Annotated in this window: 16 protein-coding genes; 4 read left to right on the forward strand and 12 right to left on the reverse strand. The window is 65.6% G+C overall.

What is annotated here, in order from left to right; genetic code table 11:
* Positions 1-115: 115 nt before the first annotated feature.
* Positions 116-1318 (forward strand): HD-GYP domain-containing protein, encoded by a 1203-nt coding sequence (locus M622_RS21815; RefSeq protein ID WP_031346066.1) that lies wholly within the window; start codon positions 116-118, stop codon positions 1316-1318.
* A gap of 31 nt (positions 1319-1349) precedes the next feature.
* Here the strand turns inward: M622_RS21815 and M622_RS21820 are convergent, their stop codons facing one another.
* Positions 1350-3281: an ATP-binding cassette domain-containing protein gene (locus M622_RS21820; RefSeq protein WP_031346067.1), complete on the reverse strand. Its 1932-nt coding sequence runs from the start codon at positions 3279-3281 to the stop codon at positions 1350-1352.
* An 87-nt stretch (positions 3282-3368) separates the two neighbouring features.
* Between M622_RS21820 and M622_RS21825 the strand changes: the two genes are divergently transcribed.
* Positions 3369-4082 carry a hypothetical protein gene (locus M622_RS21825; protein WP_021247675.1) on the forward strand — a complete coding sequence of 238 codons (714 nt, stop codon included), beginning with the start codon at positions 3369-3371 and terminating at the stop codon, positions 4080-4082.
* Between the two features lie 103 nt (positions 4083-4185).
* Here M622_RS21825 and M622_RS21830 read toward each other — a convergent pair whose 3' ends face one another.
* From M622_RS21830 to glyA, 8 genes are all read right to left on the reverse strand, one after another.
* Positions 4186-4794 carry a 2-hydroxychromene-2-carboxylate isomerase gene (locus M622_RS21830; RefSeq protein WP_021247676.1) on the reverse strand — a complete coding sequence of 203 codons (609 nt, stop codon included), beginning with the start codon at positions 4792-4794 and terminating at the stop codon, positions 4186-4188.
* Positions 4795-4839: 45 nt separating this feature from the next.
* A complete protein-coding gene (gene folB / locus M622_RS0119720) occupies positions 4840-5298 on the reverse strand; it encodes a dihydroneopterin aldolase (protein ID WP_084520634.1) in 459 nt (152 codons plus the stop codon).
* 86 nt (positions 5299-5384) lie between these two features.
* A complete protein-coding gene (locus tag M622_RS21835) occupies positions 5385-6023 on the reverse strand; it encodes a sarcosine oxidase subunit gamma (RefSeq protein ID WP_021247678.1) in 639 nt (212 codons plus the stop codon).
* Positions 6016-9042 carry a sarcosine oxidase subunit alpha family protein gene (locus M622_RS21840; RefSeq protein WP_021247679.1) on the reverse strand — a complete coding sequence of 1009 codons (3027 nt, stop codon included), beginning with the start codon at positions 9040-9042 and terminating at the stop codon, positions 6016-6018. Before M622_RS21840 ends, M622_RS21835 begins: the two co-directional genes overlap by 8 nt.
* Entirely contained in the window at positions 9039-9362 is a 324-nt protein-coding gene (locus M622_RS21845) for a sarcosine oxidase subunit delta (protein WP_021247680.1), read from the reverse strand. The genes M622_RS21840 and M622_RS21845 overlap by 4 nt, the downstream gene beginning before the upstream one ends.
* Before the next feature lie 15 nt (positions 9363-9377).
* Complete coding sequence (locus M622_RS21850; protein WP_021247681.1) at positions 9378-10628, reverse strand: sarcosine oxidase subunit beta family protein; 1251 nt, start codon at positions 10626-10628, stop codon at positions 9378-9380.
* Positions 10629-10661: 33 nt separating this feature from the next.
* Positions 10662-12041 (reverse strand): L-serine ammonia-lyase, encoded by a 1380-nt coding sequence (locus M622_RS21855; protein ID WP_031346069.1) that lies wholly within the window; start codon positions 12039-12041, stop codon positions 10662-10664.
* A 22-nt stretch (positions 12042-12063) separates the two neighbouring features.
* Complete coding sequence (glyA, locus tag M622_RS21860) at positions 12064-13326, reverse strand: serine hydroxymethyltransferase (protein ID WP_021247683.1); 1263 nt, start codon at positions 13324-13326, stop codon at positions 12064-12066.
* Between the two features lie 290 nt (positions 13327-13616).
* On the opposite strand from glyA, the gene nhaC reads away from it, so the two are divergent.
* Together nhaC and M622_RS21870 are read left to right on the forward strand one after the other, a co-directional pair.
* Positions 13617-15125, forward strand: a complete 1509-nt coding sequence (nhaC, locus tag M622_RS21865) for a Na+/H+ antiporter NhaC (RefSeq protein WP_021247684.1) — start codon at positions 13617-13619, stop codon at positions 15123-15125.
* Positions 15126-15199: 74 nt separating this feature from the next.
* Positions 15200-16276 carry a GlxA family transcriptional regulator gene (locus tag M622_RS21870; RefSeq protein WP_021247685.1) on the forward strand — a complete coding sequence of 359 codons (1077 nt, stop codon included), beginning with the start codon at positions 15200-15202 and terminating at the stop codon, positions 16274-16276.
* A gap of 11 nt (positions 16277-16287) precedes the next feature.
* Here the strand turns inward: M622_RS21870 and M622_RS21875 are convergent, their stop codons facing one another.
* The 3 genes from M622_RS21875 to M622_RS21885 are packed head-to-tail and all read right to left on the reverse strand — an operon-like array spanning position 16288 to position 20190.
* Positions 16288-18696 (reverse strand): ATP-binding protein, encoded by a 2409-nt coding sequence (locus M622_RS21875; protein ID WP_021247686.1) that lies wholly within the window; start codon positions 18694-18696, stop codon positions 16288-16290.
* Entirely contained in the window at positions 18680-19468 is a 789-nt protein-coding gene (locus M622_RS21880; protein WP_021247687.1) for a substrate-binding periplasmic protein, read from the reverse strand. The genes M622_RS21875 and M622_RS21880 overlap by 17 nt, the downstream gene beginning before the upstream one ends.
* Entirely contained in the window at positions 19465-20190 is a 726-nt protein-coding gene (locus M622_RS21885; RefSeq protein ID WP_021247688.1) for a response regulator, read from the reverse strand. The genes M622_RS21880 and M622_RS21885 overlap by 4 nt, the downstream gene beginning before the upstream one ends.
* Positions 20191-20212: the final 22 nt, after the last annotated feature.

Here is a 20212-nt window from a genome sequence, read left to right on the forward strand (position 1 = left end):
GGGCAGACGCATGCACGACGTGCGCGCTGTGCGCCATTACTCGAACCGGGCGGTCTTGCACTGGCACGAGGTGAACGCAAATTGGATACTTCCGGCAAATATCGCATTCAAGACCATGATCAAGCTCATCCCGACCGAAAAGCTCCAGACTGGCATGTTCATCCACGACCTCAACTGTGGCTGGATGGATCACAACTTCGTGCGCAGCCGCTTTGCCGTGAAAACCGAAGCGGTCGCGCTCAAGGTACGCGCGCTGGGCGTGAAGGAAATCTACATCGACACCGCGCGCGGGCTAGACATCGTCGAGGGACCGAGCCAGGAAGCCCAGGAGCACCAGGTCGACGCGGCGCTGCAGGCGCTGGCGACCACCAGCGCCTCGGACATGCCGCGCGTCTCGGTGCAGCGCGAAGTCGAGCGTGCACAAAAGCTGCACGGCGACGCCAACCGCATCGTGCGCGACGTGATGGGTGACGTCCGCCTGGGCAAGCAGATCCAGCTGGAGCAGATCGAGCCCCTGGTCGCGCGCATCGTCGACTCCATCTTTCGCCGCGCCGACGCGCTCATGCCACTGGCACGGCTGAAGGAGCACGACGAATACACCTTCCAGCATTCAGTGTCGGTGTGCGTGCTGATGACCTCATTTGCGCGCGCGCTGGAATTGCCGCGCGAGATCATCCACGAGATCGCGATCGGCGCCCTGCTCCATGACGTGGGCAAGGCCAAGGTGGCGGACGAGATCCTGAACAAGCCGGCCAAGCTCACCGACGCCGAGTTCGCCAAGATGAAGAACCACGTCGTGCAGAGCAAGATCATCCTGCAGGCCACGCCCGGCATCAGCAACATCGCGCTCGACGTCGCCGCCCAGCACCACGAGCGCTTCGATGGCACCGGCTATCCGAACAAGCTCAAGGGTGAGGAGATCAGCCTCTACGGGCAGATGGGGGCGATCGTCGACGTCTATGACGCGATCACCTCCAATCGCGTCTATCACAAGGGGATGATGCCGACCGACGCCATGCGCAAGCTGCTCGAGTGGAGCAAGTTCCACTTCAAACCGGAACTGGTGAAGGCCTTCATCCGCGCCGTGGGCATCTATCCGACCGGCTCCCTGGTGCGGCTGGAAAGCCGGCGCCTGGCGGTGGTGCAGGCGCAAAGCGCCGATCAGGTGATGCAGCCGGTGGTGAAGATCATCTTCCACACCCGCGGCTACTATCTGACCCCCGAAATCGTTGACCTGCGGCGCTCGCACGACCGCATCGTTGGTCACGAGGATTTCGCCACCTGGAACATCGACCCGCTGCGCTGGTTGCCGGAGTAGGACGGCACTGAGCCGACGCAGCGCTGCGGTTTCAGTCGGCCGGGATCGCGTCCAGCGTCTCGTGCAGCTCCAGCCAGCGCAGCTCCGCGTCCTCGATGCGCTGCACGAGTTCGGCCTGGCGCTTGTTCAGCGTCGGCACCTCAGCGGCCTGCTGCCCCGTGTAAAGCTCAGGGTCGGCGAGACGCGCATCAAGCTCGCTCTTTTCCTTGTTCCATGCCGCCAGGCGCTTGTCGATCTGCTCGATCTCCTTCACCAGCGGCCGACGTGCAAGGATGCGGGCTTGGCGATCGGCGCTGGCCTGCGCACGATCGGCCTTGCGTGTCGCCTTGTCGGCGGTCTGATCAGGACAGGCTGCCGCGGCCGCCACCACAGTGCGCCGGGTGGCGAGCCAGTCGCGGTAATCGTCGAGGTCGCCGTCGAAGGGCTGGATGCGGCCGTCGTCCACCAGCAGGAAGCGGTCGCAGGTGGCGCGCAGCAGGGCGCGGTCGTGTGACACCAGCACCATGGCGCCCTCGTAATCCTGCAGCGCCAGCGTGAGGGCGTGGCGCATCTCGAGGTCGAGGTGGTTGGTGGGTTCGTCGAGCAGCAGCAGGTTAGGCTTTTGCCAGATCAGCAGCGCCAGCGCCAGGCGCGACTTCTCGCCGCCGGAGAACGGGCCGCAAGGCGTCGTCGCCGGGGTGGAGCTGCCGCCCAGGCCGTCGCCGCGGAAATCAAAGCCACCGAGATAGTCGCGCAGCTCCTGCTCGCGAGTCAGCGGGTCGAGCCGCGTCATGTGCTGCAGCGCGGACTCGTCCGTGCGCAGGGTTTCGAGCTGATGCTGGGCAAAATAGCCGGTGATCAGACCCTTGCCCTCCAGGCGCTCGCCCGCCGCCAGCGCCAGTTCGTTGGCGAGCAGCTTGATCAGGGTCGACTTGCCCGCGCCATTGCGCCCGAGCAGGCCGACACGCTCGCCGGGGCGCAGCGTCAGACCGATGTCGGCCAGCACCATGCGCTCACCGTAGCCCACCGCGCCATCCTCGATCTGCAGCAAGGGGTCGGGCGCGGGCGGCGCGTCACGAAAACCGAAACTGAACGGCGTGTCGACGTGGGCGGCGGCGATGCGCTCCATGCGCTCGAGCGCCTTGATCCGGCTCTGCGCCTGGCGCGCCTTGGTGGCCTTGGCGCGGAAGCGGCGGATGTAGTCTTCCATGTGCGCGATGTCGCGCTGCTGCTTTTCAAACATCGACTGCTGCTGCAGCAGGCGCTCGCCACGCTGACGCTCGAAATCCGAATAGCCGCCGGTGTACAGGGTGAGCTTCTGCTGCTCGATGTGGGCGATATGGGTGACGCAAGCGTCCAGAAACTCGCGGTCGTGCGAGATCAGCAGCAAGGTGCCGCGATAGTCGCGCAGCCAGGACTCGAGCCAGATCACCGCGTCGAGATCGAGGTGGTTGGTCGGCTCGTCCAGCAGCAACAGATCGGAGCGGCACATCAGCGCCTGCGCCAGGTTCAGGCGCATGCGCCAGCCGCCGGAAAAGTCTGCCACCGGGCGCTCGATATCGGACTGCAGGAACCCCAGACCATCGAGCAACGAGGCTGCACGCGAGCGCGCCGCGTAACCGCCAATCTCGTGCAGGCGGGCGTGCAGCTCGCCGATATGGGTGCCGTCGTGTGCGTTTTCCGCCGCAAGCAGCTCAGCCTCGATGCGGCGCAGCTCGGCATCGCCATCGAGCACGTATTCGATCGCCGCCTGCACCAGGCCGGGGGTTTCCTGCGCGACGTGGGCAATCACCCAGGCGGGCGGCATGTCGAGGTCGCCCTGATCGGGATGCAACTGGTCGCGCAGCATGGCGAACAGGCTGGATTTGCCGCTGCCGTTGGCGCCGGTGAGGCCGACCTTCCAGCCCGGATGGATCTGCAGCGTGGCGCTCTCGATGAGCACCTTGACGCCGCGCACAAGGCGTAAATTTCGAAGACTGATCACAAACGTAAAGCGCCGCTGGGTGGCCGCGAACTGAAATAAAGGCGCTATTCTACGCGCCAAGCGAATCGTCTTCGGAAACCTGTGCGCATGTCCCGCTCCACCCTCCGTTCCGCCCTGCCCGTGCCCTTGCTTGCCCTCTCCATGGCCGTGTTGTTGACGCTGTCGCCGGGCACAGCAAGGGCCGCAGATACAAGCAGCGCCGCCCAGGACAGTGCCGACAGCGCGCGCATGATCGAGCTGCAAGCTCAGGCCAGGGCGCTGCGCGCCGAGGCCGAGGCCACCTTCCAGGCCGCGGAACCCGCCTGCTACAAGAAATTTCTCGTCAATCGCTGCATCGATCAGGCCAGGCAGCAGCGCCTGGAAACCATACAGCGTGCACGCGCGCTCGAATCCGAAGCGCATCAACTCAAGCTCGAGCAGCGTCAGCGCGCTGCAGCCGAAGCCCAAGCCGCCCAGCGTGACAGCACCGCCGGCGGTGACGCGGGAGCCGCAACAGACACCTCTGCGGACGAGGTGCACACACCGCCCGCCGCCACGGTCACGCCGCTGCCCTTGCCGGACGGCCGCATCACCCCTGACGCCGCGGCCGAGCGCATCCGCGCCGAGCGCGCACGCAGCGCCGCCGAAGCCGAGGCCGGCGCGCAGGCCGCGCGTGCAGCACGCGACGCCGAAAAAGCTGACAAGCGCGCCAGAACGGAGGCTGAGGCCGCAGCACGCGCCGCCGCCGCAGACCAGGACCGCGCGCGCTACGAAGAGCGCTTGCGCAAATACGAAGAAGAACAGGCCGCAAAAAAGAAATAAGCCGCCGTCAGCGCCTGCGCTCGCCAGCCTCGAACCGCGGCCTTCAGGGCGCTGCTTTCAGACCGCAGCTTTCAGGCCGCTGCGCAACCCATTGCCCAGGCGCTCACCCGGCGCCGTGACTGCGCGCCCAGGCCAGCGCATCATCGAGCCGGTCGTTACCCCAGAACAGCTCATCGCCGACGCGAAAACTCGGCGCACCGAACAGACCCAGCTCGGTCGCGCGCTCGGTCTGGCGGCGCAAGGCCAGCTTGTTGGCATCCGCTTGCGCGCGCTCGATCACCGCGTCAGCGTCCAGGCCCTGCGCGGACAGGATGTCGGCGATCACCGCGCGCTCGCCGATGTCGCGGTCCTCGGCAAAGTTGGCCTGCATCACCGCGCGCGAGAAGCTCGCCACCCAGCCCTCCTCCACGCCGACCAGCGCCACCCGCGCCGCCAGCAGGCTGCTGCGCGGAAAGCCGCTGGGCTTGCGAAAAGGCAGCTCATAGCGGGCGGCGAGGCGCTCGAGGTCACGCCACATGTAGCGCCCCTTGGGCGGATAGATGTTGAACGGCGAGTCGTTCCAGCCCAGGGCGAGGAACACCGGGCCGAGCAGAAAGGGCTTCCACTCCACCTCCACACCTGCCGCCTGCGCCAGCGGCTCGATGCGCATCACCGACAGCCAGGAATAGCTACTGGCGAACTCATACCAGAACTCGACGACGGGACGGGACACGGCAGCACTCCGAAGCAGAAATCAATGCCACCAATATAGCCCTGATCAGGCCCTGGTGGCGGCCGTCGTGGAATCACGGCGGCGACGGCGGATGCTCACGCCCACACAATCAGCGGCGTCGAAGATTCCCGGCTTGCACACACTGACCGCCACCGTGTGCAGGGGAAAGTCGTGCAGCAGGTTGTCGGCCACGTCCTGCGCAAAGGCCTCGAGCAACAAGCGCCGATTGAGCAGCGCCAGGCGGCGCACGGTGGCGACGACGGCGCCGTAATCGACCGCATCCTCGATCTGATCGCTGGTGCAACAGCGCGAATGCAAGAGCTCGAGCTCCAGATCCACCTGCAGGGGCTGGGGGCCCAGACGCTCATGCTCATAGATGCCGATGAGCGCCTCGACGCGCAGGCCGCGCACCGAAATACCGTCATTGCCGACCGGCACTGAGCGCGGCAAGGCGGACGGCGACACCGTCATCCTGGCCGCAGATTCGAAGGATTCAGTTTTCATTGGGTACGAACGCTGTAGGCAGGAAAAGGGTGCATGAAGCAGCTGGAGCTTTGCGACCGGGGCCTCTCAGCCCCGGTCGCTGCTCGTCAGCGCGCGACGAAGACGCCGTACTCCTCGCTGGCGTCGAGCAGCCAGCGGTACAGGTAGTCGGCGAAGCTGCGCCGGATGATCAGCTCCCACTGCGCCTCGCCCACACGGCGAATGACCGCCGTGCTCTTGGCCAGGGTGGTGCTGACGCCCTTGCCGACCGGGAAATTGCGCGGATGGAAGTCATAGCCGGCCGACTTCATCAACACCGCAAGCGCGGAGGGACCGCTCAACTCAAGCACGGTCTGCGCGCCGCTGACCTGCATCACCGCATAGTGACCGCTCAGGGCTTCACGCAGACGTGCTTCGGTCGCGTAGTCCTCGCCTTGCGGCACGACGATCAGCCACTCGTCAGGCGACATCCACTGCACACTGACACCGCGCTCGGCGTCACGTGACACCGGGCCCATCTTCAGCGGCAAGGGCAGACCCAGGGCCACCTCGACCCCGGCGCGGAAGCCCTCGTCGGCGGCCCTGCCGCGCAGGATCAGATGACCAAGCAGGGCGTGCTCGCGCACACAAACCCCCGCGCCTTGTGCCGAAGTGAGGGTGGCCACCGTGATGCGGCTGATGGCAAGCGGCGACTCGGCCTGAACTGCCACCGCCGGGTGGGCATTGAAAGTTGCTACATCAGACATGATGACGAGTTCCTTTTGGATCGTAGAAGACGGGGCTGACCACTTCGGCGGCATGCAACGAACCATCGCCACTCGACAGATAGACGGTCTGACCCATGCGCTCGCTACCCCCCTTGAGCAGGGCGAGCGCAAAACCATGGCCCAGCACCGGGCTGAAGTAGCTGGAGGTGACGTGTCCGTACATCGGCATCGGGATCTTGATCTCCTTCTCGAGCACGATCTGCGCGCCTTCCTGCAGCACCACCTTCGGATCGAGCGGCTTCAGACCGACGAGCTGCTTGCGGTCGGTGCGACGGGTATCGGGTCGTGACAGCGCACGACGGCCGATCCACGAATAAGGCTTCTTGTAGCCCACGCACCACTGCATGCCCAGATCCTCAGGCGTCACCGAGCCATCGGTTTCCTGCCCGATGATGACGAAACCCTTCTCCGCACGCAGCACGTGCATGGTCTCGGTGCCGTAAGGCGTCAGGTCGTACTTGGCACCCTTTTCGAACAAGGCCTTGCAAACATGCATCGCGTAGTTGGCCTGGACGTTGATCTCGTAGGAGAGCTCGCCGGTGAAGGAGATGCGGAAGATGCGCGCCGGCACCCCTGCCACCTTCGCCTCACGCCAGTCCATGTAGGGAAAGGCCTCCGCCGACACGTCGATGTCTGCCACTTCGGCCAGCAGCTTGCGCGCCTTCGGCCCGGTGATCGTCATCGCCACCCAGTTGTCGGTGGTGGAGTTGAAATACACCTCAAGCTCTGGCCACTCGGTCTGGTGCCACAGCTCCATCCAGTCCAGCACCCCGGCGGCACCGCCAGTGGTGGTGGTCATGTGGAAGTGGTTCTCGGCGAGGCAGGCAGTGACGCCGTCGTCCATCACCATGCCGTCGTCCTTGCACATGAGACCGTAACGGCACTTGCCGGGCTCGAGCTTGGTCCACGCGTTGGTATAGAGGCGGTTGAGGAACTCGCGCGCGTCCTTGCCCTGGATCTCGATCTTGCCCAGCGTCGACGCGTCGAGCATGCCGACACCCTCACGCACCGCGCGGCACTCGCGCTGCACCGCGTCGTGCATCGACTCGGTGCCACGCGGGAAGTACCACGGCCGCATCCACTGGCCGACTTCCTCGAACTTTGCGCCGCGCTCGAGGTGCGAAGCATGGAGCGCGGTGTAACGGCGCGGATCGAAGAGCTCGTCGCAATGGCGTCCGGCGATCGCGCCGAATGCGATCGGGGTGTAGTTCGGACGGAACACGGTGGTGCCGGTTTCGGGGATCGTCTGCTTGGTGACGCGTGCGGCGATCGCCATGCCGTTGATGTTGCCCAGCTTGCCCTGGTCGGTACCGAAGCCCAGACCGGTGTAGCGCTTGACGTGCTCGATCGACTCGAAGCCCTCGCGTGTGGCGAGCTCGATGCCGGCCGCAGTGACGTCGTTCTGCTGATCGACGAACTGCTTGGGTGCACGCATCGTCGGCTTGGTGTGCGGCACCTCGTACAGCGCCACCGCCTTGCCTTCGCGCACCGCCGCCACCGCGGGGGGGGTGACCGTAACTGCGTTCAGACCGGCCTCGGCGGCAGCGCGTGCGCCGGCCTCGAAGCCGTCCTCGAGCGCATCGCGCAAGGACCAGCGCCCATTGACGCCGCCGGCGGCGATCTGCCCGGGCACACCGCCCGAGACAAAGCCGAACAGGTCCTCGCGCCACACCGGACGGCGGCCGGTATGCGCCGCGAGGTGGATGACGGGGCTGTAGCCGCCCGAGCTGGCGATGGTGTCGCAGCCCAGCTCCTGGGTGCTGCCCATGACGCGGAAGCCCTCGATGTCGATGGCGGCCACCACGGCCGAGGTGACGCGCTTCTTGCCCTGCGCCTCGATCACCGCGCTGCCGCTGATGACACGGATGTTGCGCGAGCGCGCAGCGGCCACCAGATCGCCGTCCGGCTTGTCGCGTGCGTCGACGATCGCCACCACCGTACGACCGGCATCGTGCCAGTCGAGGGCCGCGCGGTAGCCGTGGTCGTTGGTCGTCGACAGCACCAGGGTCTTGCCCGGGATCACGCCGTAGCGGCGGATGAAGGTCGACACGGCGCCGGCGAGCATGTTGCCCGGAACGTCGTTGCGCCCATACACCAGCGGCCGCTCCAGCGCACCGGTGGCGAGCACGACACGCTTGGCGCGCACCTTGTGCATGCGTGCCCGGCTCTGGCGGCGGCCATTGGCCTGGGGCGCGAGGTCGGCCAGGTGCTCGGTGCGGCGCTCATGCAAGGTCACGAAGTTGTGATCGTGATAGCCATTGGCGGTGGTGCGCGCCAGCAACAGCACGTCAGGCAGGGTGGCGAGCTCGGCCAGCACCGTGGCCACCCACTCTGCGGCCGGGCTACCGTCGATCGACTCGCGGCTGTCGAGCAGCGAACCGCCCATCTCTTCCTGCTCGTCGCACAGGATGACGCGCGCACCGCTGCGCCCGGCGGCCAGCGCGGCGGCCAGGCCACTGGGGCCGGCGCCGACGATGAGCACGTCGCAGTGATGGTTCATGTGGTCGTAGATGTCCGGATCGCTCTCGACCGGGCTACGACCCAGGCCTGCGGCCTTGCGGATGTATTGCTCGTACTTCGGCCACGCCGAGGCCGGCGTCATGAAGGTCTTGTAGTAGAAGCCCGGCGGCATGAACTGACCACCCAGGGAGCCCAGCAGACCCATCACGTCGCGGTCTACGTTGGGCCAGCCATTGGTGCTCTTGGCGACCAGGCCGTTGTACAGCGCCTGCTGCGTGGCGCGCACGTTGGGCACCTGGCCCGCTTCGGTGGAACCCAGCTGCACGATGGCGTTGGGCTCATCGGCTCCAGCGGCCATCACACCACGCGGACGGGCGTACTTGAAGCTGCGATTGACGACGTCCACACCATTGGCGAGCAGGGCCGAGGCGAGCGTGTCGCCGGCAAAGCCCTGGAGGCTGACGCCATTGAAGTTGAAACTCAGCGGGCGCGTGCGGTCGATGCGGCCGCCGGTGCCGAGACGATTGCGTTGGCTCATTTTGCCGCTCCCTTGTCTGAGGCCGAGCCATTGCGCGACTCGGCGGTGACCACCGGTTGCTGACCGGGCTTGTAGGTTTCGAGGATTTCGTAGCTCACGGTGTCGCGTGTGACGTTGAAGAACTTGCGGCAGCCGACGGCGTGGAACCACTGCTCGTGATGCAGGCCACGCGGATTCTTGCGGAAGAACAGGTAGTTGCCCCAGTCTTCGTCACTGGCGCTTTCGGGCTCGGGCGGACGGGCGATGTGCGCCTCACCCTTGGAGCGGAACTCTTCTTCCTCGCGATGCTCGTCGCAATGGGGACAGTAGATGTGCAGCATGGTGTCGTGCTCCTGTCAGTGCGCAACGCCAGCGGCGCCGTGCTCGTCGATCAGCTTTCCGGAGATGAAGCGGTCGATGGTGAAGGGGGCGGCAAGCGGATGTGCCTTGCCGGCGGCGAGGGTGGCGGCGAAGACGTGGCCCGAGCCGGGCGTGGCCTTGAAGCCGCCGGTACCCCAGCCGCAGTTGAAGAACAGGCCGCCCACCGGCGTGGCCGAGATGATCGGGCAGGCGTCGGGCGTGGTATCGACGATGCCGCCCCACTGCCGGTTCATGCGTACGCGCGAGAAGATCGGGAACAGTTCGACGATGGCCTGCAGCGTGTGCTCGATGGTCTGATAGCTGCCGCGCTGGCCATAGCCGACGTAGCCGTCGATGCCGGCACCGATGACGAGGTCGCCCTTGTCCGACTGGCTGATGTAGCCATGGACGTGGTTGGACATCACCACCGTGTCCAGGATCGGCTTCATCGGCTCGGACACCAGCGCCTGCAGCGGATGCGACTCCACCGGCAGCTTGAAGCCAGCCATCTTCGCCAGCACGCCCGAGTTGCCTGCGGTGACCACGCCGACGGTCTTGGCGCCGATGAAGCCACGGCTGGTCTCGACGCCCAGCACCTTGCCGCCACTCGTGCGAATGCCGGTGACTTCGGTCTGCTGCAGCATGTCCACCCCCAGCGCATCGGCGCCGCGGGCAAAGCCCCAGGCCACCGCGTCATGGCGTGCGACGCCGGCACGCGGCTGCCAGGAAGCGCCCAGCACCGGAAAACGGCGATTGGCCGTGCAGTCCATGTGCGGCACGATCTCCTTGACCTGGCGCGCGTCGATCACCTCGCCGTCGATGCCATTGAGACGGTTGGCGTTGACGCGGCGATGGATGTCGCGCATGTCCTGCAGGGTGTGACCCAGGTTCATCACCCCGCGCTGCGAGAACATGACGTTGTAGTTGAGCTCCTGCGACAGCCCTTCCCACAGCTTCATCGCGTGCTCATAGAGCCACGCCGACTCGTCCCACAGGTAGTTGGAACGCACGATGGTGGTGTTGCGCGCCGTGTTACCGCCGCCCAGCCAGCCCTTCTCGACCACCGCAACGTTGGTGATGCCGTGCACCTTGGCGAGGTAGTACGCGGTCGCCAGGCCATGCCCGCCGCCGCCCACGATGATCACGTCGTACTCGCGCTTGGGCGCAGGGTTGCGCCACATGCGCTGCCAGTTCTCGTGGTGGCTCAACGCGTGCTTGACGAGTCCGAAGCCTGAATATTGTTTCATGAGGTGTTCTCCTTTGGCTGCCTGGCTGCGCGCTCAGCACTCGATGACGTTCACGGCTAACCCGCCGCGGGATGTTTCCTTGTACTTGTCCTTCATGTCGCGACCGGTCTCGCGCATGGTCTTGATGACCTCGTCGAGCGACACGAAATGCTTGCCATCGCCGCGCAGCGCGATGCGCGCGGCGTTGATGGCCTTCACCGAGCCCATCGCGTTGCGCTCGATGCATGGCACCTGGACGAGGCCGCCGACCGGGTCGCAAGTCAGACCGAGGTTGTGCTCCATGCCGATCTCGGCTGCGTTCTCGACCTGCTCCGGCGTGCCGCCCAGGACTTCGGCCAGCGCGCCGGCTGCCATCGAGCAGGCCACCCCCACTTCTCCCTGGCAGCCGACTTCGGCACCGGAGATCGAAGCGTTCTTCTTGAACAGCAGGCCGATGGCCGCGGCCGTCAGCAGGAAGCGCACCACGCCGTCCTCATTGGCGCCGGGCACGAAGCGGTAGTAGTAGTGCAGCACTGCGGGGATGATGCCGGCCGCGCCATTGGTGGGCGCGGTGACGACGCGCCCGCCGGCGGCGTTCTCTTCATTGACCGCCAGGGCGTAGAGGTTCACCCAGTCCAGCGTCGTCAGCGGATCGCGCAGCGAAGCCTCAGGCGCACTGGACAGCTTGCGATAGAGCTCGGCCGCACGCCGGCGCACTTTCATGCCACCGGGCAGAACGCCCTCGTTCTCGCAACCACGGCGCACACAGGCCTGCATCACCTTCCAGATGTGCAGCAAGCCGTTGCGCGTCTCCGCTTCGCTGCGCCAGTGCTTCTCGTTCTCCATCATCAGGCTGCTGATCGACAGATTGCTTTCCGCGCACTGCACGAGCAACTGGTCACCGGTGAGGAAGTGATAGGGCAGCTGGGTGTCGTCGAGCACGATGCGATCAGCGCCCGCCGCATCCTCATTGACGACGAAGCCACCGCCGACCGAGTAATAAACCCGGCTCGCCAATTCCACATCGTCCTCACCATAGGCGGTCAGGCGCATGCCGTTGGGGTGGAAAGGCAGACTCTGCCGACGCAGGAAGATGAGGTCGGTCTTTTCAGCGAAGTCGATCTCATGCATGCCCAGCAGCAGGAGCTTTCCGCTTGCACGGATGCGCGCCAGGCGCTCGTCTATCGAGTCCGGATCGACCAGGTCGGGCGCCTCGCCCAAGAGGCCGAGGATCACCGCCTTGTCGCTGGCGTGCCCCTTCCCGGTGGCGCCGAGCGAGCCATACAGCTCGGCACGCACCCGGCGCACGCTGCTCAGCACGCCCTCGTCCTGCAACCGGGTGACGAAGATCAGCGCCGCACGCATCGGGCCCACGGTGTGCGAGCTCGACGGCCCGATGCCGATCTTGAACATGTCAAATACGCTAATAGCCATTGTCGTTCTCCTGGCGCATCGTTCAACGGCTGGCGGGATACACCGGGAAGCGGGCACACAGGGCGCTGGCCTTCTCGCGTACCGCGGCAATCACCGACTCGTCGTCGATGTTGTCGAGCACGTCGCAGATCCAATGCGTCAGTTCCTTGGCCTCGGCTTCCTTGAAACCACGGGTGGTGATGGCTGGGGTGCCGATGCGGATGCCGCTGGTGACGAAAGGCGACTGCGGGTCGTTGGGCACCGCATTCTTGTTGACCGTGATGTGGGCCGCGCCCAGGGCGGCGTCGGCGGCCTTGCCGGTGATGCCCTTGGCGACCAGATCGACCAGGAAGAGGTGGTCATCCGTGCCGCCGGAGACGATGTTGTAGCCGCGCGCGACGAACTCGGCCGCCATGGCGCGGGCGTTCTTGAGCACCTGCTCCTGGTAGAGCTTGAACTCGGGCTGCAGCGCCTCCTTGAAGGCGACGGCCTTGGCGGCGATGATGTGCATCAGGGGGCCACCCTGGGTGCCCGGGAACACCATAGAGTTGAACTTCTTCTCCAGTTCGGGGTTCGAGCGCGCCAGGATCAGGCCACCACGCGGACCGCGCAGGGTCTTGTGGGTGGTAGTGGTGACGACGTCGGCGAAAGGCATCGGGTTCGGGTACAGGCCGGCCGCCACCAGCCCGGCGACGTGCGCCATATCGACAAACAGGTAGGCGCCCACGGCATCGGCGATGTCGCGGAAGCGCTGCCAGTCGATGACGCGCGAATAGGCCGAGAAACCGGCAACGATCATCTTCGGCTTGTGCTCGCGCGCCAGCGCCTCAACCTGGTCGTAGTCGATCTCGCCGGTCTCCAGGACGATGCCGTACTGCACCGGGTTGTAGATCTTGCCCGAGAAGTTGACCTTGGCGCCGTGGGTCAGGTGACCACCGTGAGCGAGGCTCATGCCCAGCACGGTGTCGTGCGGCTCAAGCAGGGCCATGTATACCGCGGCGTTGGCCTGCGAGCCGGAGTGCGGCTGCACGTTGACGTAGTCGGCGCCGAACAACTCCTTGGCGCGGTCGATGGCGAGCTGTTCGACCACGTCGACATGCTCGCAGCCACCGTAGTAACGCTTGCCGGGATAGCCCTCAGCGTACTTGTTGGTCAGCACGCTGCCTTGCGCTTCGAGCACACGCGGGCTGGCGTAGTTCTCGGATGCGATCAGTTCGATGTGCGACTCCTGGCGCACGTACTCGGCGTCCATGGCGGCCTTGAGTTCGTCGTCGAAGCCAGCGATGCGGTCGGTCATTGCAAACATGATGGGGTGTCTCCTCGTTGGTATTGAAATCCGTCGATCACGGCAGGCCCGTCCACACGACGACCTGATGGGAACCGATCTTAGGAACTTAGCCCCTGTCACTTTTGCCTGTATCCGTCATGCGTTTGCCCACTGCAGACAAAGACGCAAAAACCCGGCTAATGCGGTGATAAATGTAAATACGGCCAGCCCAGCCCTTGCACAACATTGCACAAGTCGCCGCAATGGCATTTACACGCCGACCGTAGTCTCCCCATTGACCGCAAGGTCACAATTACAAGGAGACACGCATGACTGCGAAAACGATAAAGCGGCCGACTCTCGGCCTCGCGCTGCTGCCCATCGTCCTGACCCTGGGCGTACTGGGAATCCAGCTGTTCTACTTCAAGGACTTCACCCCCCACGTCCCGCTCGCCTTCGGCCTCGCCATCACCGCCGCGCTGGGCTGGATGCAGGGCCATCGCTGGCATGACATGGAAGCGGGCGCGCTGCGCGTGGTCACCATCGGCCTGCAATCGGTAGCCATCCTGATGGTGGTCGGCATGATCATCGGCACCTGGATCGCCAGTGGCACCGTGCCCTACCTCATTCATGCCGGTCTGCAACTGCTCACTCCGGCCTGGTTCCTGGCCGCCGGCATGTTGCTGTGTGCGGTGGTATCCGTCTCGCTCGGCACCTCGTGGGGCACGGTGGGCACCGTCGGCCTGGCGCTGATGGGCATCGGCGCCGGCTTCGACATTCCGATGTACTGGACGGCGGGCGCCGTGGTTTCGGGTGCCTTCTTCGGCGACAAGGTCTCGCCGCTGTCCGACACCACCAACCTCGCCCCTGCCGTCACCGGCACCAATCTGTTCGATCACATCCGCAACATGATGCCGACCACGATTCCGGCCATGCTGATCGCCTTCGTCATCTACCTGATCGCCGGGTACGAGCTCGTCGATGGCCGCCCGGTGGACTTCGGCAAGATCGAGACCATCACCCTTGGCCTTGAGCAGAATTTCAAGCTGTCATGGATCGCGCTGCTGCCCGCTGCGCTGGTGCTGCTGCTGGCACTGAAGAAGATGCCGGCCATTCCGTCGCTGTTCGCGGGCGCGGTCGCCGGCGCGGTGATGGCGATGACACTTCAGGGTTCCGGCCTGCATGACGTGTTCGCCTACATGCAAAGCGGCTACTCGATCGAGACCGGCGTCAAGGAAATCGACAGCCTGCTCAACCGCGGCGGCATCCAGTCGATGACCTGGGTCATCACCCTGGTGCTGATCGCGCTCGGCTTTGGCGGCGCACTCGAACATACGGGTTGCCTCGAGGTCATCGTCGAGTCCGTGCTCAAGCGCGCACGCAGCTTCGGTTCGATGCAGGCCGCCGCCGTAGGCACCGCGGTTGCCACCAACCTCGTCGCCGGCGACCCCTACCTGTCGATCGCGCTGCCCGGGCGCATGTTCGCCCCCGCCTACCGCGGCAAGGCTTACTCAACCCTGAACCTGTCACGTGCCATTGAAGAAGGCGGCACCCTGATCTCGCCGCTCGTGCCCTGGAATGCGGGTGGGGCGATCGTCATCACCGCGCTGGGTCTGGGCGTGGCCGACGGCAACTTCGACAACCTGCTCTACATCCCGCTTGCTTTCGCGTGCTGGGTGTCACCGGTGATCGGTATCATCTATGCTTACCTTGGCTGGTTCTCTCCCAAGGCCAGTGCTGCTGAGAAGCAGCGCTGGCACGACCTGGGCGAAGCCATCCAGATCATCGAACCCCAAGCTGGCACAACAGGCCTGAAGCCCAGCCTGGCAACCGGCTGACCCGCCAGCACACGATCCGGGGGCCTGTTCGCCCCCGGATCGTGTCGCCGCGGCAGAGTGCACAAGGCGTGGCAATGAGCAACGGCGAGCAGTCAAAGACCGAACAGACCCCCGGCAACCGGCACTTCAACAGCCGCCTGCGCCACAGCAATCAGGCGTATCTGCGTGCACGTCAGAACGACAGTGAACACCCCCCGATCAGCCGGCGTATCGTCTTCGTGCTGCTCGAACACTTCTCGATGATGGCCTTTACCGGCGCGGTGGACACCATCGTCACCGCCAACCTGCTGAGCCGCACGCCGCTGTATCGCTTCCAGGCCTACAGTCTGGAGGGCGGCGCGGTGCTCAGCGATCTGGGCATCAACATCTCGGTCGACGGCGAGCTGAAATCACTCGACGCCAACGATCTCGACATGCTGATCGTCTGTGGTGGCTACCGCTCTGATCTGACTCCACACCGCCCGGTACTTGAACGCCTGCGTGCGCTCGCCTGGCATACGCTGACCATGGGCGGGCTGTGGAACGGCAGCTATCTGCTGGCCCAGGCCGGCCTGCTCGATGGCTATGCGTGCACCGTGCATCCCGACAGCCGGGCGGGCCTTGAGGAGAGCTTCCCGCGCGTGAAGCTGCTCCCCATGCCCTTCGTCATCGACCGCGACCGCATCTCCTCGGCCGGAGCCAACAGCGCCCTGAGCATGATGCTGGCCGTCATCCGCCATCAGCATGGCGACGACGTGGTGCGTGGAATCGAAGAGATCCTGGCCTGTGATCGGGTCGCTGACGACATCCCCGACCGTCCGATGTCCATCCTCGAAGGCAGCGCCACGCTGCCCGACGCCCTGCGTGCGATCCTCAAGCTGATGGAGAGCAATATCGAGGAGCCACTGAGCATCGAAGATCTCGCGCACTACGCGCAGGTTTCACGGCGCCAGATCGATCGCCTCTTCCACCGCCACATGAAGACCACGCCCTCGCGCTATTACCTCGAATTGCGCATCACCCGTGCCCGCCGCCTGCTGCTGCAGACCAATGCGCCGATCACCACTGTTGCCATCGCCTGCGGCTTCACCGGCGCGCCCCACTTCAGCCGCAGCTACCGCGACTTCTTCGGCGTCTCGCCCTCGCAGGCGCGCTCGACACAGCGCCTCTGAGCCAACCCCGCTCAACCCGGCCGCGTGCGCGCGGCAAATTCACGCGCTGCCGCCAGCTCAGCCTCGAAACCGGCATCGAACTGCTGCCACTGTGCGCGGCAAGCGAGCAGCTCATCGGCGGCGGCCATTCTTTCCATCGCCCTCAGGCTGCGCCCACTTGCGTCCAGACCGAGAAGCTCGCAACTGCCGGCGAGCTTGTGCGCGATCGCCTCGGTTTCGTACAGGTCTTCGGCTCTTAGCATCTCGGCCAGCTGTGTGCGCAAGTCACCCGCCTGCTCCATCATCTGCTCCAGCAGCGCCAGCAGGCGCGAGCGGCCGAACACACTGGCGTGAGTTGCGAGCAGGCGCGTATTGACGCTGCCGCCCTGGGCTGGCGCTGCCACCGCGCGCTCGGACCCCGGCACGGGCGCAGGGACAGGCGCATGCACCACCTCGGCCAGCACCCGACGCAAGCGCTCGAGCCGGATCGGCTTGGCCACCACCGCGTCCATGCCACTGTCGAGATAGTGACGAATGTCTTCCGGCGCGACGCTGGCCGTCAGCGCCACGATCGGCGTCGCGCTGTTGAGATTGCCGGAGCTGTCAGGCTCTGCGCGGATGCAGCGCGCCACCTCGGCACCGCTCATGCCAGGCAGGTGCATGTCCATCAGGATCACATCGAAGCCCTGCTGGCGGCACAACGCCAGCGCGCCCTGTCCGTCTTCGGCGGTGAACACGAGGTGCCCCGCACTTTCCAGCAGGCCGCTCAATACCTCGCGGTTGATGGCCACATCCTCGACCAGCAACAGGCTCAGGCTGTGGGCGTCCGCAAGCACCTCCTCATGGCGCGCCGCCCCCGCCTGCACAGCGTCCTCCCCCGCCACCAGAACTGCGCCCGCCCCGGCGTCCGGGCACGCCACCAGCGGCACCTCGAACCAGAAGCGGCTGCCCACTCCAGGTGTGCTGTCCACATCCAGCACCCCGCCCATGCCTTCGACCAGCTTGCGGCAGATCGCCAGGCCGAGGCCGGTTCCGCCAAAACGCCGGGTGATGCTCTCGTCGGCCTGCGTGAAGCGCTCGAATACGCGCTCCTTCTGTTGCGGCTCGATGCCGATCCCGCTGTCTTCGACCTCGAAGCGCAGCCCGCTCTGGTCCTGCATGCGGATCGCTCGCACGCGCACAATCACCCTCCCCGCTGCCGTAAACTTGACCGCATTCGACAGCAGGTTGCCCAGCACCTGGCGCAGGCCACCCACACTGCCGCGGTAGGTGTCGGGCAAGTCCTGCGCAATTTCGGCCTGCAGCAGCAGCCCTTTCTGGCGTGCCGCCGCATCATGCAGGAGCAGCTGCCCCTCCACCAGCTGGCGCAGCGAGAAGCTCAGCGTCTCAGGCAGGTAGGCCTCTTCCTCGAGGCGTGCATAGTCGAGGACCTGATTCAGGGTGGCCAGCAAGGACTCCCCCGACTGGTGCAATACTTCCAGGCGCCCGATGTTTTCAGTCGCGAGCGGGCGCTGACGCAAGAGCTGGATCATGCCCAGCATGCCATTCATCGGCGTGCGGATCTCATGGCTCATGGTGGCAAGGAACTGCGACTTGGCCCGATTTGCCGACTCGGCGGCCTCCTTCGCCGCGCGCAGGCTGCGCGTACGCTTGTCCACCTTGTCCTTGAGCTGGTCGCGGCTGAAGGCAAGCTGCTCATGGGCGCGCTGGCGGCGATTGATATCCTGCTGGATTGCCACCCGCATGTCGTTGAGTGCGGCCACCACCGCATCCAGCTCGTCGGGCGGTACGCTGGCCGCCCGCGCAAGCCGCAGTGGCGCATCGAGCCGCCCCTCGCCCAGCTGGCGGGCATAGCGCGCCATGCTCTCGAGGTGGCGGGTGACGAGCCACTGGAAGATCACCACCAGCACCCCGGCAATCATCAGGATGGTGAAGGTCTGGCTGAGGAAGATCGTCACTCCATTCCACGCCAGGCGCCCCAGCACCGCATCGAGGTCAACCTGGACCACGAGCCGACCAAGCTCGCGCATACCCTCGGGCGCCGCATGGCGCAGCGCGAAGATCTGATCACGCGTCGCCCCCGGCGAGCCTTGTGGGCTCAGCCTCATCTCCATCGCGGTGGCCGCGTCCGTTCCTTCCAGACGCACTGCGCTCACGTCCGGGAAATACAGGATGCCCTGCATCTGCAAACGCAACTGCTCGTCATCGACATCCCACAGGCTGCGCGCAAGGCTGGCTACATAGCCGCTACGGATGAGCTCGAAGCGCTGGTCGATGAGGCGCATCTCGCTGCGGTACTCGATGCCCAGTTGCAGCGCAGTCGACAACAAGGCGAAGCCCAGGCTGCAGGCCAGAACATAGATCGTCAGGCGATGGGCGAGCGGATGTTCCTGACGATAACCAGGTAGCCGGCCCAGGGCGCGTTCAATCCAGCCTTTCATCGCCATCCTCGGCGCTCACCGCCTCGGCCAGATAGGCCTCGGACTGGGTCTGCAAATAGCGCGCGATGCTGCCATCGGCGTGCAGCGCGGTCAGCCGCAGATCGATCTCGGGCAGCAGCGCCTCCAGCTCTGAACCCTTGCGTACCGCCACATGGTAGTACTCGGTGACCAGCATCTGCGGCAAGGCTTCGAGCACTTCGTCGTAGCCCAGACGGCGGCTCTGCAAACGCCCGCTGTCGCGCCCGATGGGCATGAAATCGATGCGCCCGAGCACGAGCTTGCGCACATTCTGGCGGCCGCTGGAAACGCGCTCCACTTTCAGCGCGGTTTCGGCAAAGCGGTCGAAACGCTCGCCGAAGCTGTCTCCCAACAGCAGCCCCACGGCACGCCCGCGCAGGTCTTCCCAGTCGTTGAACACAAAGCGTCGATCGCGGCGCACGAACAGCACGATCGGGTCAGCCACGAGGTAATGCGCGGAAAAGGCAAACTGCTGCTCGCGTTCGCGGTTGCGGTAGGCGGCAACGACGATATCGGCGCGGCCTTCGCGCACTTCCTGCAGGCAGCGCTTCCAGTTACCGAAAGCTTCGAGACGCACGTTCAGGCCGAGCTCGGCGAACAGCTCGCGCACCAGGGTGGGCGCGAGCCCGCGCAATTTTCCATCGGCCACCCAGGACACCGGCGGATAGGCAGGGTGGCCGCAAGCGATCAGCTCACGCCCGTGCGCCTGCAGCGCGCAGCCGCACAACAACAGTGCAGCCAGCAGGCGCTTCATGCGCGCGGACGGGGTGTCGGGCTGAATCGGTAACCGGCTCCATGCACGGTCAGGATGACCCTGGGGTTGGCCGCATCGTCGCGCAGCTTGCGCCGCAGGCGACCAACGAGCACGTCGACGGTGCGATCACTCGGCACCCATTCGCGGTTGCGGATCTGATCGAGCAAGGCATCCCGACTCATGGTCTGCCCGGGGTGGGCGAGGAAGGCGCGCAGCAGCTGAAACTCGCCTTCGGTCAGCGCACACAGCTCACCGTCCTCGAAACACAGCTGGCGACCATCGTCGTCCAGCGCACAGCCCTCGCACACTGGCACCACGACCCGCGCTGGCGGGGGGCTGTGCAGGCCCGCGTGGCGCACGCGACGGATCAGGTTCTTGGCACGCGCCAGGATCTCACGCGGGTTGAAGGGCTTGGTGACGTATTCGTCGGCGCCGCATTCGAGGCCGATGATGCGCTCGACCTCGTCCTGCCGTCCGGACACCAGGATGATGCCGACGTCCGAGCGCACCCGCAGCTCGCGCGTCAGCGTCAGGCCATCCTTGCGCGGCAGGCGGATGTCGAGCAATACCAGATCGACCATCTCGGCAGCCAGTTGCTGCTCCGCGTCCTCGGCCGTCGCGGATTCGCGCACCTCATAGCCCTCGGCCACGAAGTAATTGACCAGGCAGGCGCGAGTCACCGCATCGTCATCGACGACAAGAACCTTCGCATCGAGAGGCATGGACCTTGACTCCACCCACAGA

Origin of the sequence: Thauera terpenica 58Eu (assembly GCF_000443165.1) — a bacterium.
Classification (GTDB): domain Bacteria; phylum Pseudomonadota; class Gammaproteobacteria; order Burkholderiales; family Rhodocyclaceae; genus Thauera; species Thauera terpenica.

Coding starts and splice junctions, on each gene's coding strand:
- M622_RS21845 (WP_021247680.1), bottom strand. CDS start 9,362: ATGCTGCACATCTACTGTCCCCATTGCGACGAGCATCGCGAGGAAGAA.
- M622_RS21885 (WP_021247688.1), bottom strand. CDS start 20,190: ATGCCTCTCGATGCGAAGGTTCTTGTCGTCGATGACGATGCGGTGACT.
- M622_RS21815 (WP_031346066.1), top strand. CDS start 116: ATGATCAAGCTCATCCCGACCGAAAAGCTCCAGACTGGCATGTTCATC.
- M622_RS21875 (WP_021247686.1), bottom strand. CDS start 18,696: ATGAAAGGCTGGATTGAACGCGCCCTGGGCCGGCTACCTGGTTATCGT.
- M622_RS21880 (WP_021247687.1), bottom strand. CDS start 19,468: ATGAAGCGCCTGCTGGCTGCACTGTTGTTGTGCGGCTGCGCGCTGCAG.
- M622_RS21870 (WP_021247685.1), top strand. CDS start 15,200: ATGAGCAACGGCGAGCAGTCAAAGACCGAACAGACCCCCGGCAACCGG.
- M622_RS21840 (WP_021247679.1), bottom strand. CDS start 9,042: ATGAGCCAACGCAATCGTCTCGGCACCGGCGGCCGCATCGACCGCACG.
- glyA (WP_021247683.1), bottom strand. CDS start 13,326: ATGTTTGCAATGACCGACCGCATCGCTGGCTTCGACGACGAACTCAAG.
- M622_RS21855 (WP_031346069.1), bottom strand. CDS start 12,041: ATGGCTATTAGCGTATTTGACATGTTCAAGATCGGCATCGGGCCGTCG.
- nhaC (WP_021247684.1), top strand. CDS start 13,617: ATGACTGCGAAAACGATAAAGCGGCCGACTCTCGGCCTCGCGCTGCTG.
- M622_RS21850 (WP_021247681.1), bottom strand. CDS start 10,628: ATGAAACAATATTCAGGCTTCGGACTCGTCAAGCACGCGTTGAGCCAC.
- M622_RS21835 (WP_021247678.1), bottom strand. CDS start 6,023: ATGTCTGATGTAGCAACTTTCAATGCCCACCCGGCGGTGGCAGTTCAG.
- folB (WP_084520634.1), bottom strand. CDS start 5,298: ATGAAAACTGAATCCTTCGAATCTGCGGCCAGGATGACGGTGTCGCCG.
- M622_RS21825 (WP_021247675.1), top strand. CDS start 3,369: ATGTCCCGCTCCACCCTCCGTTCCGCCCTGCCCGTGCCCTTGCTTGCC.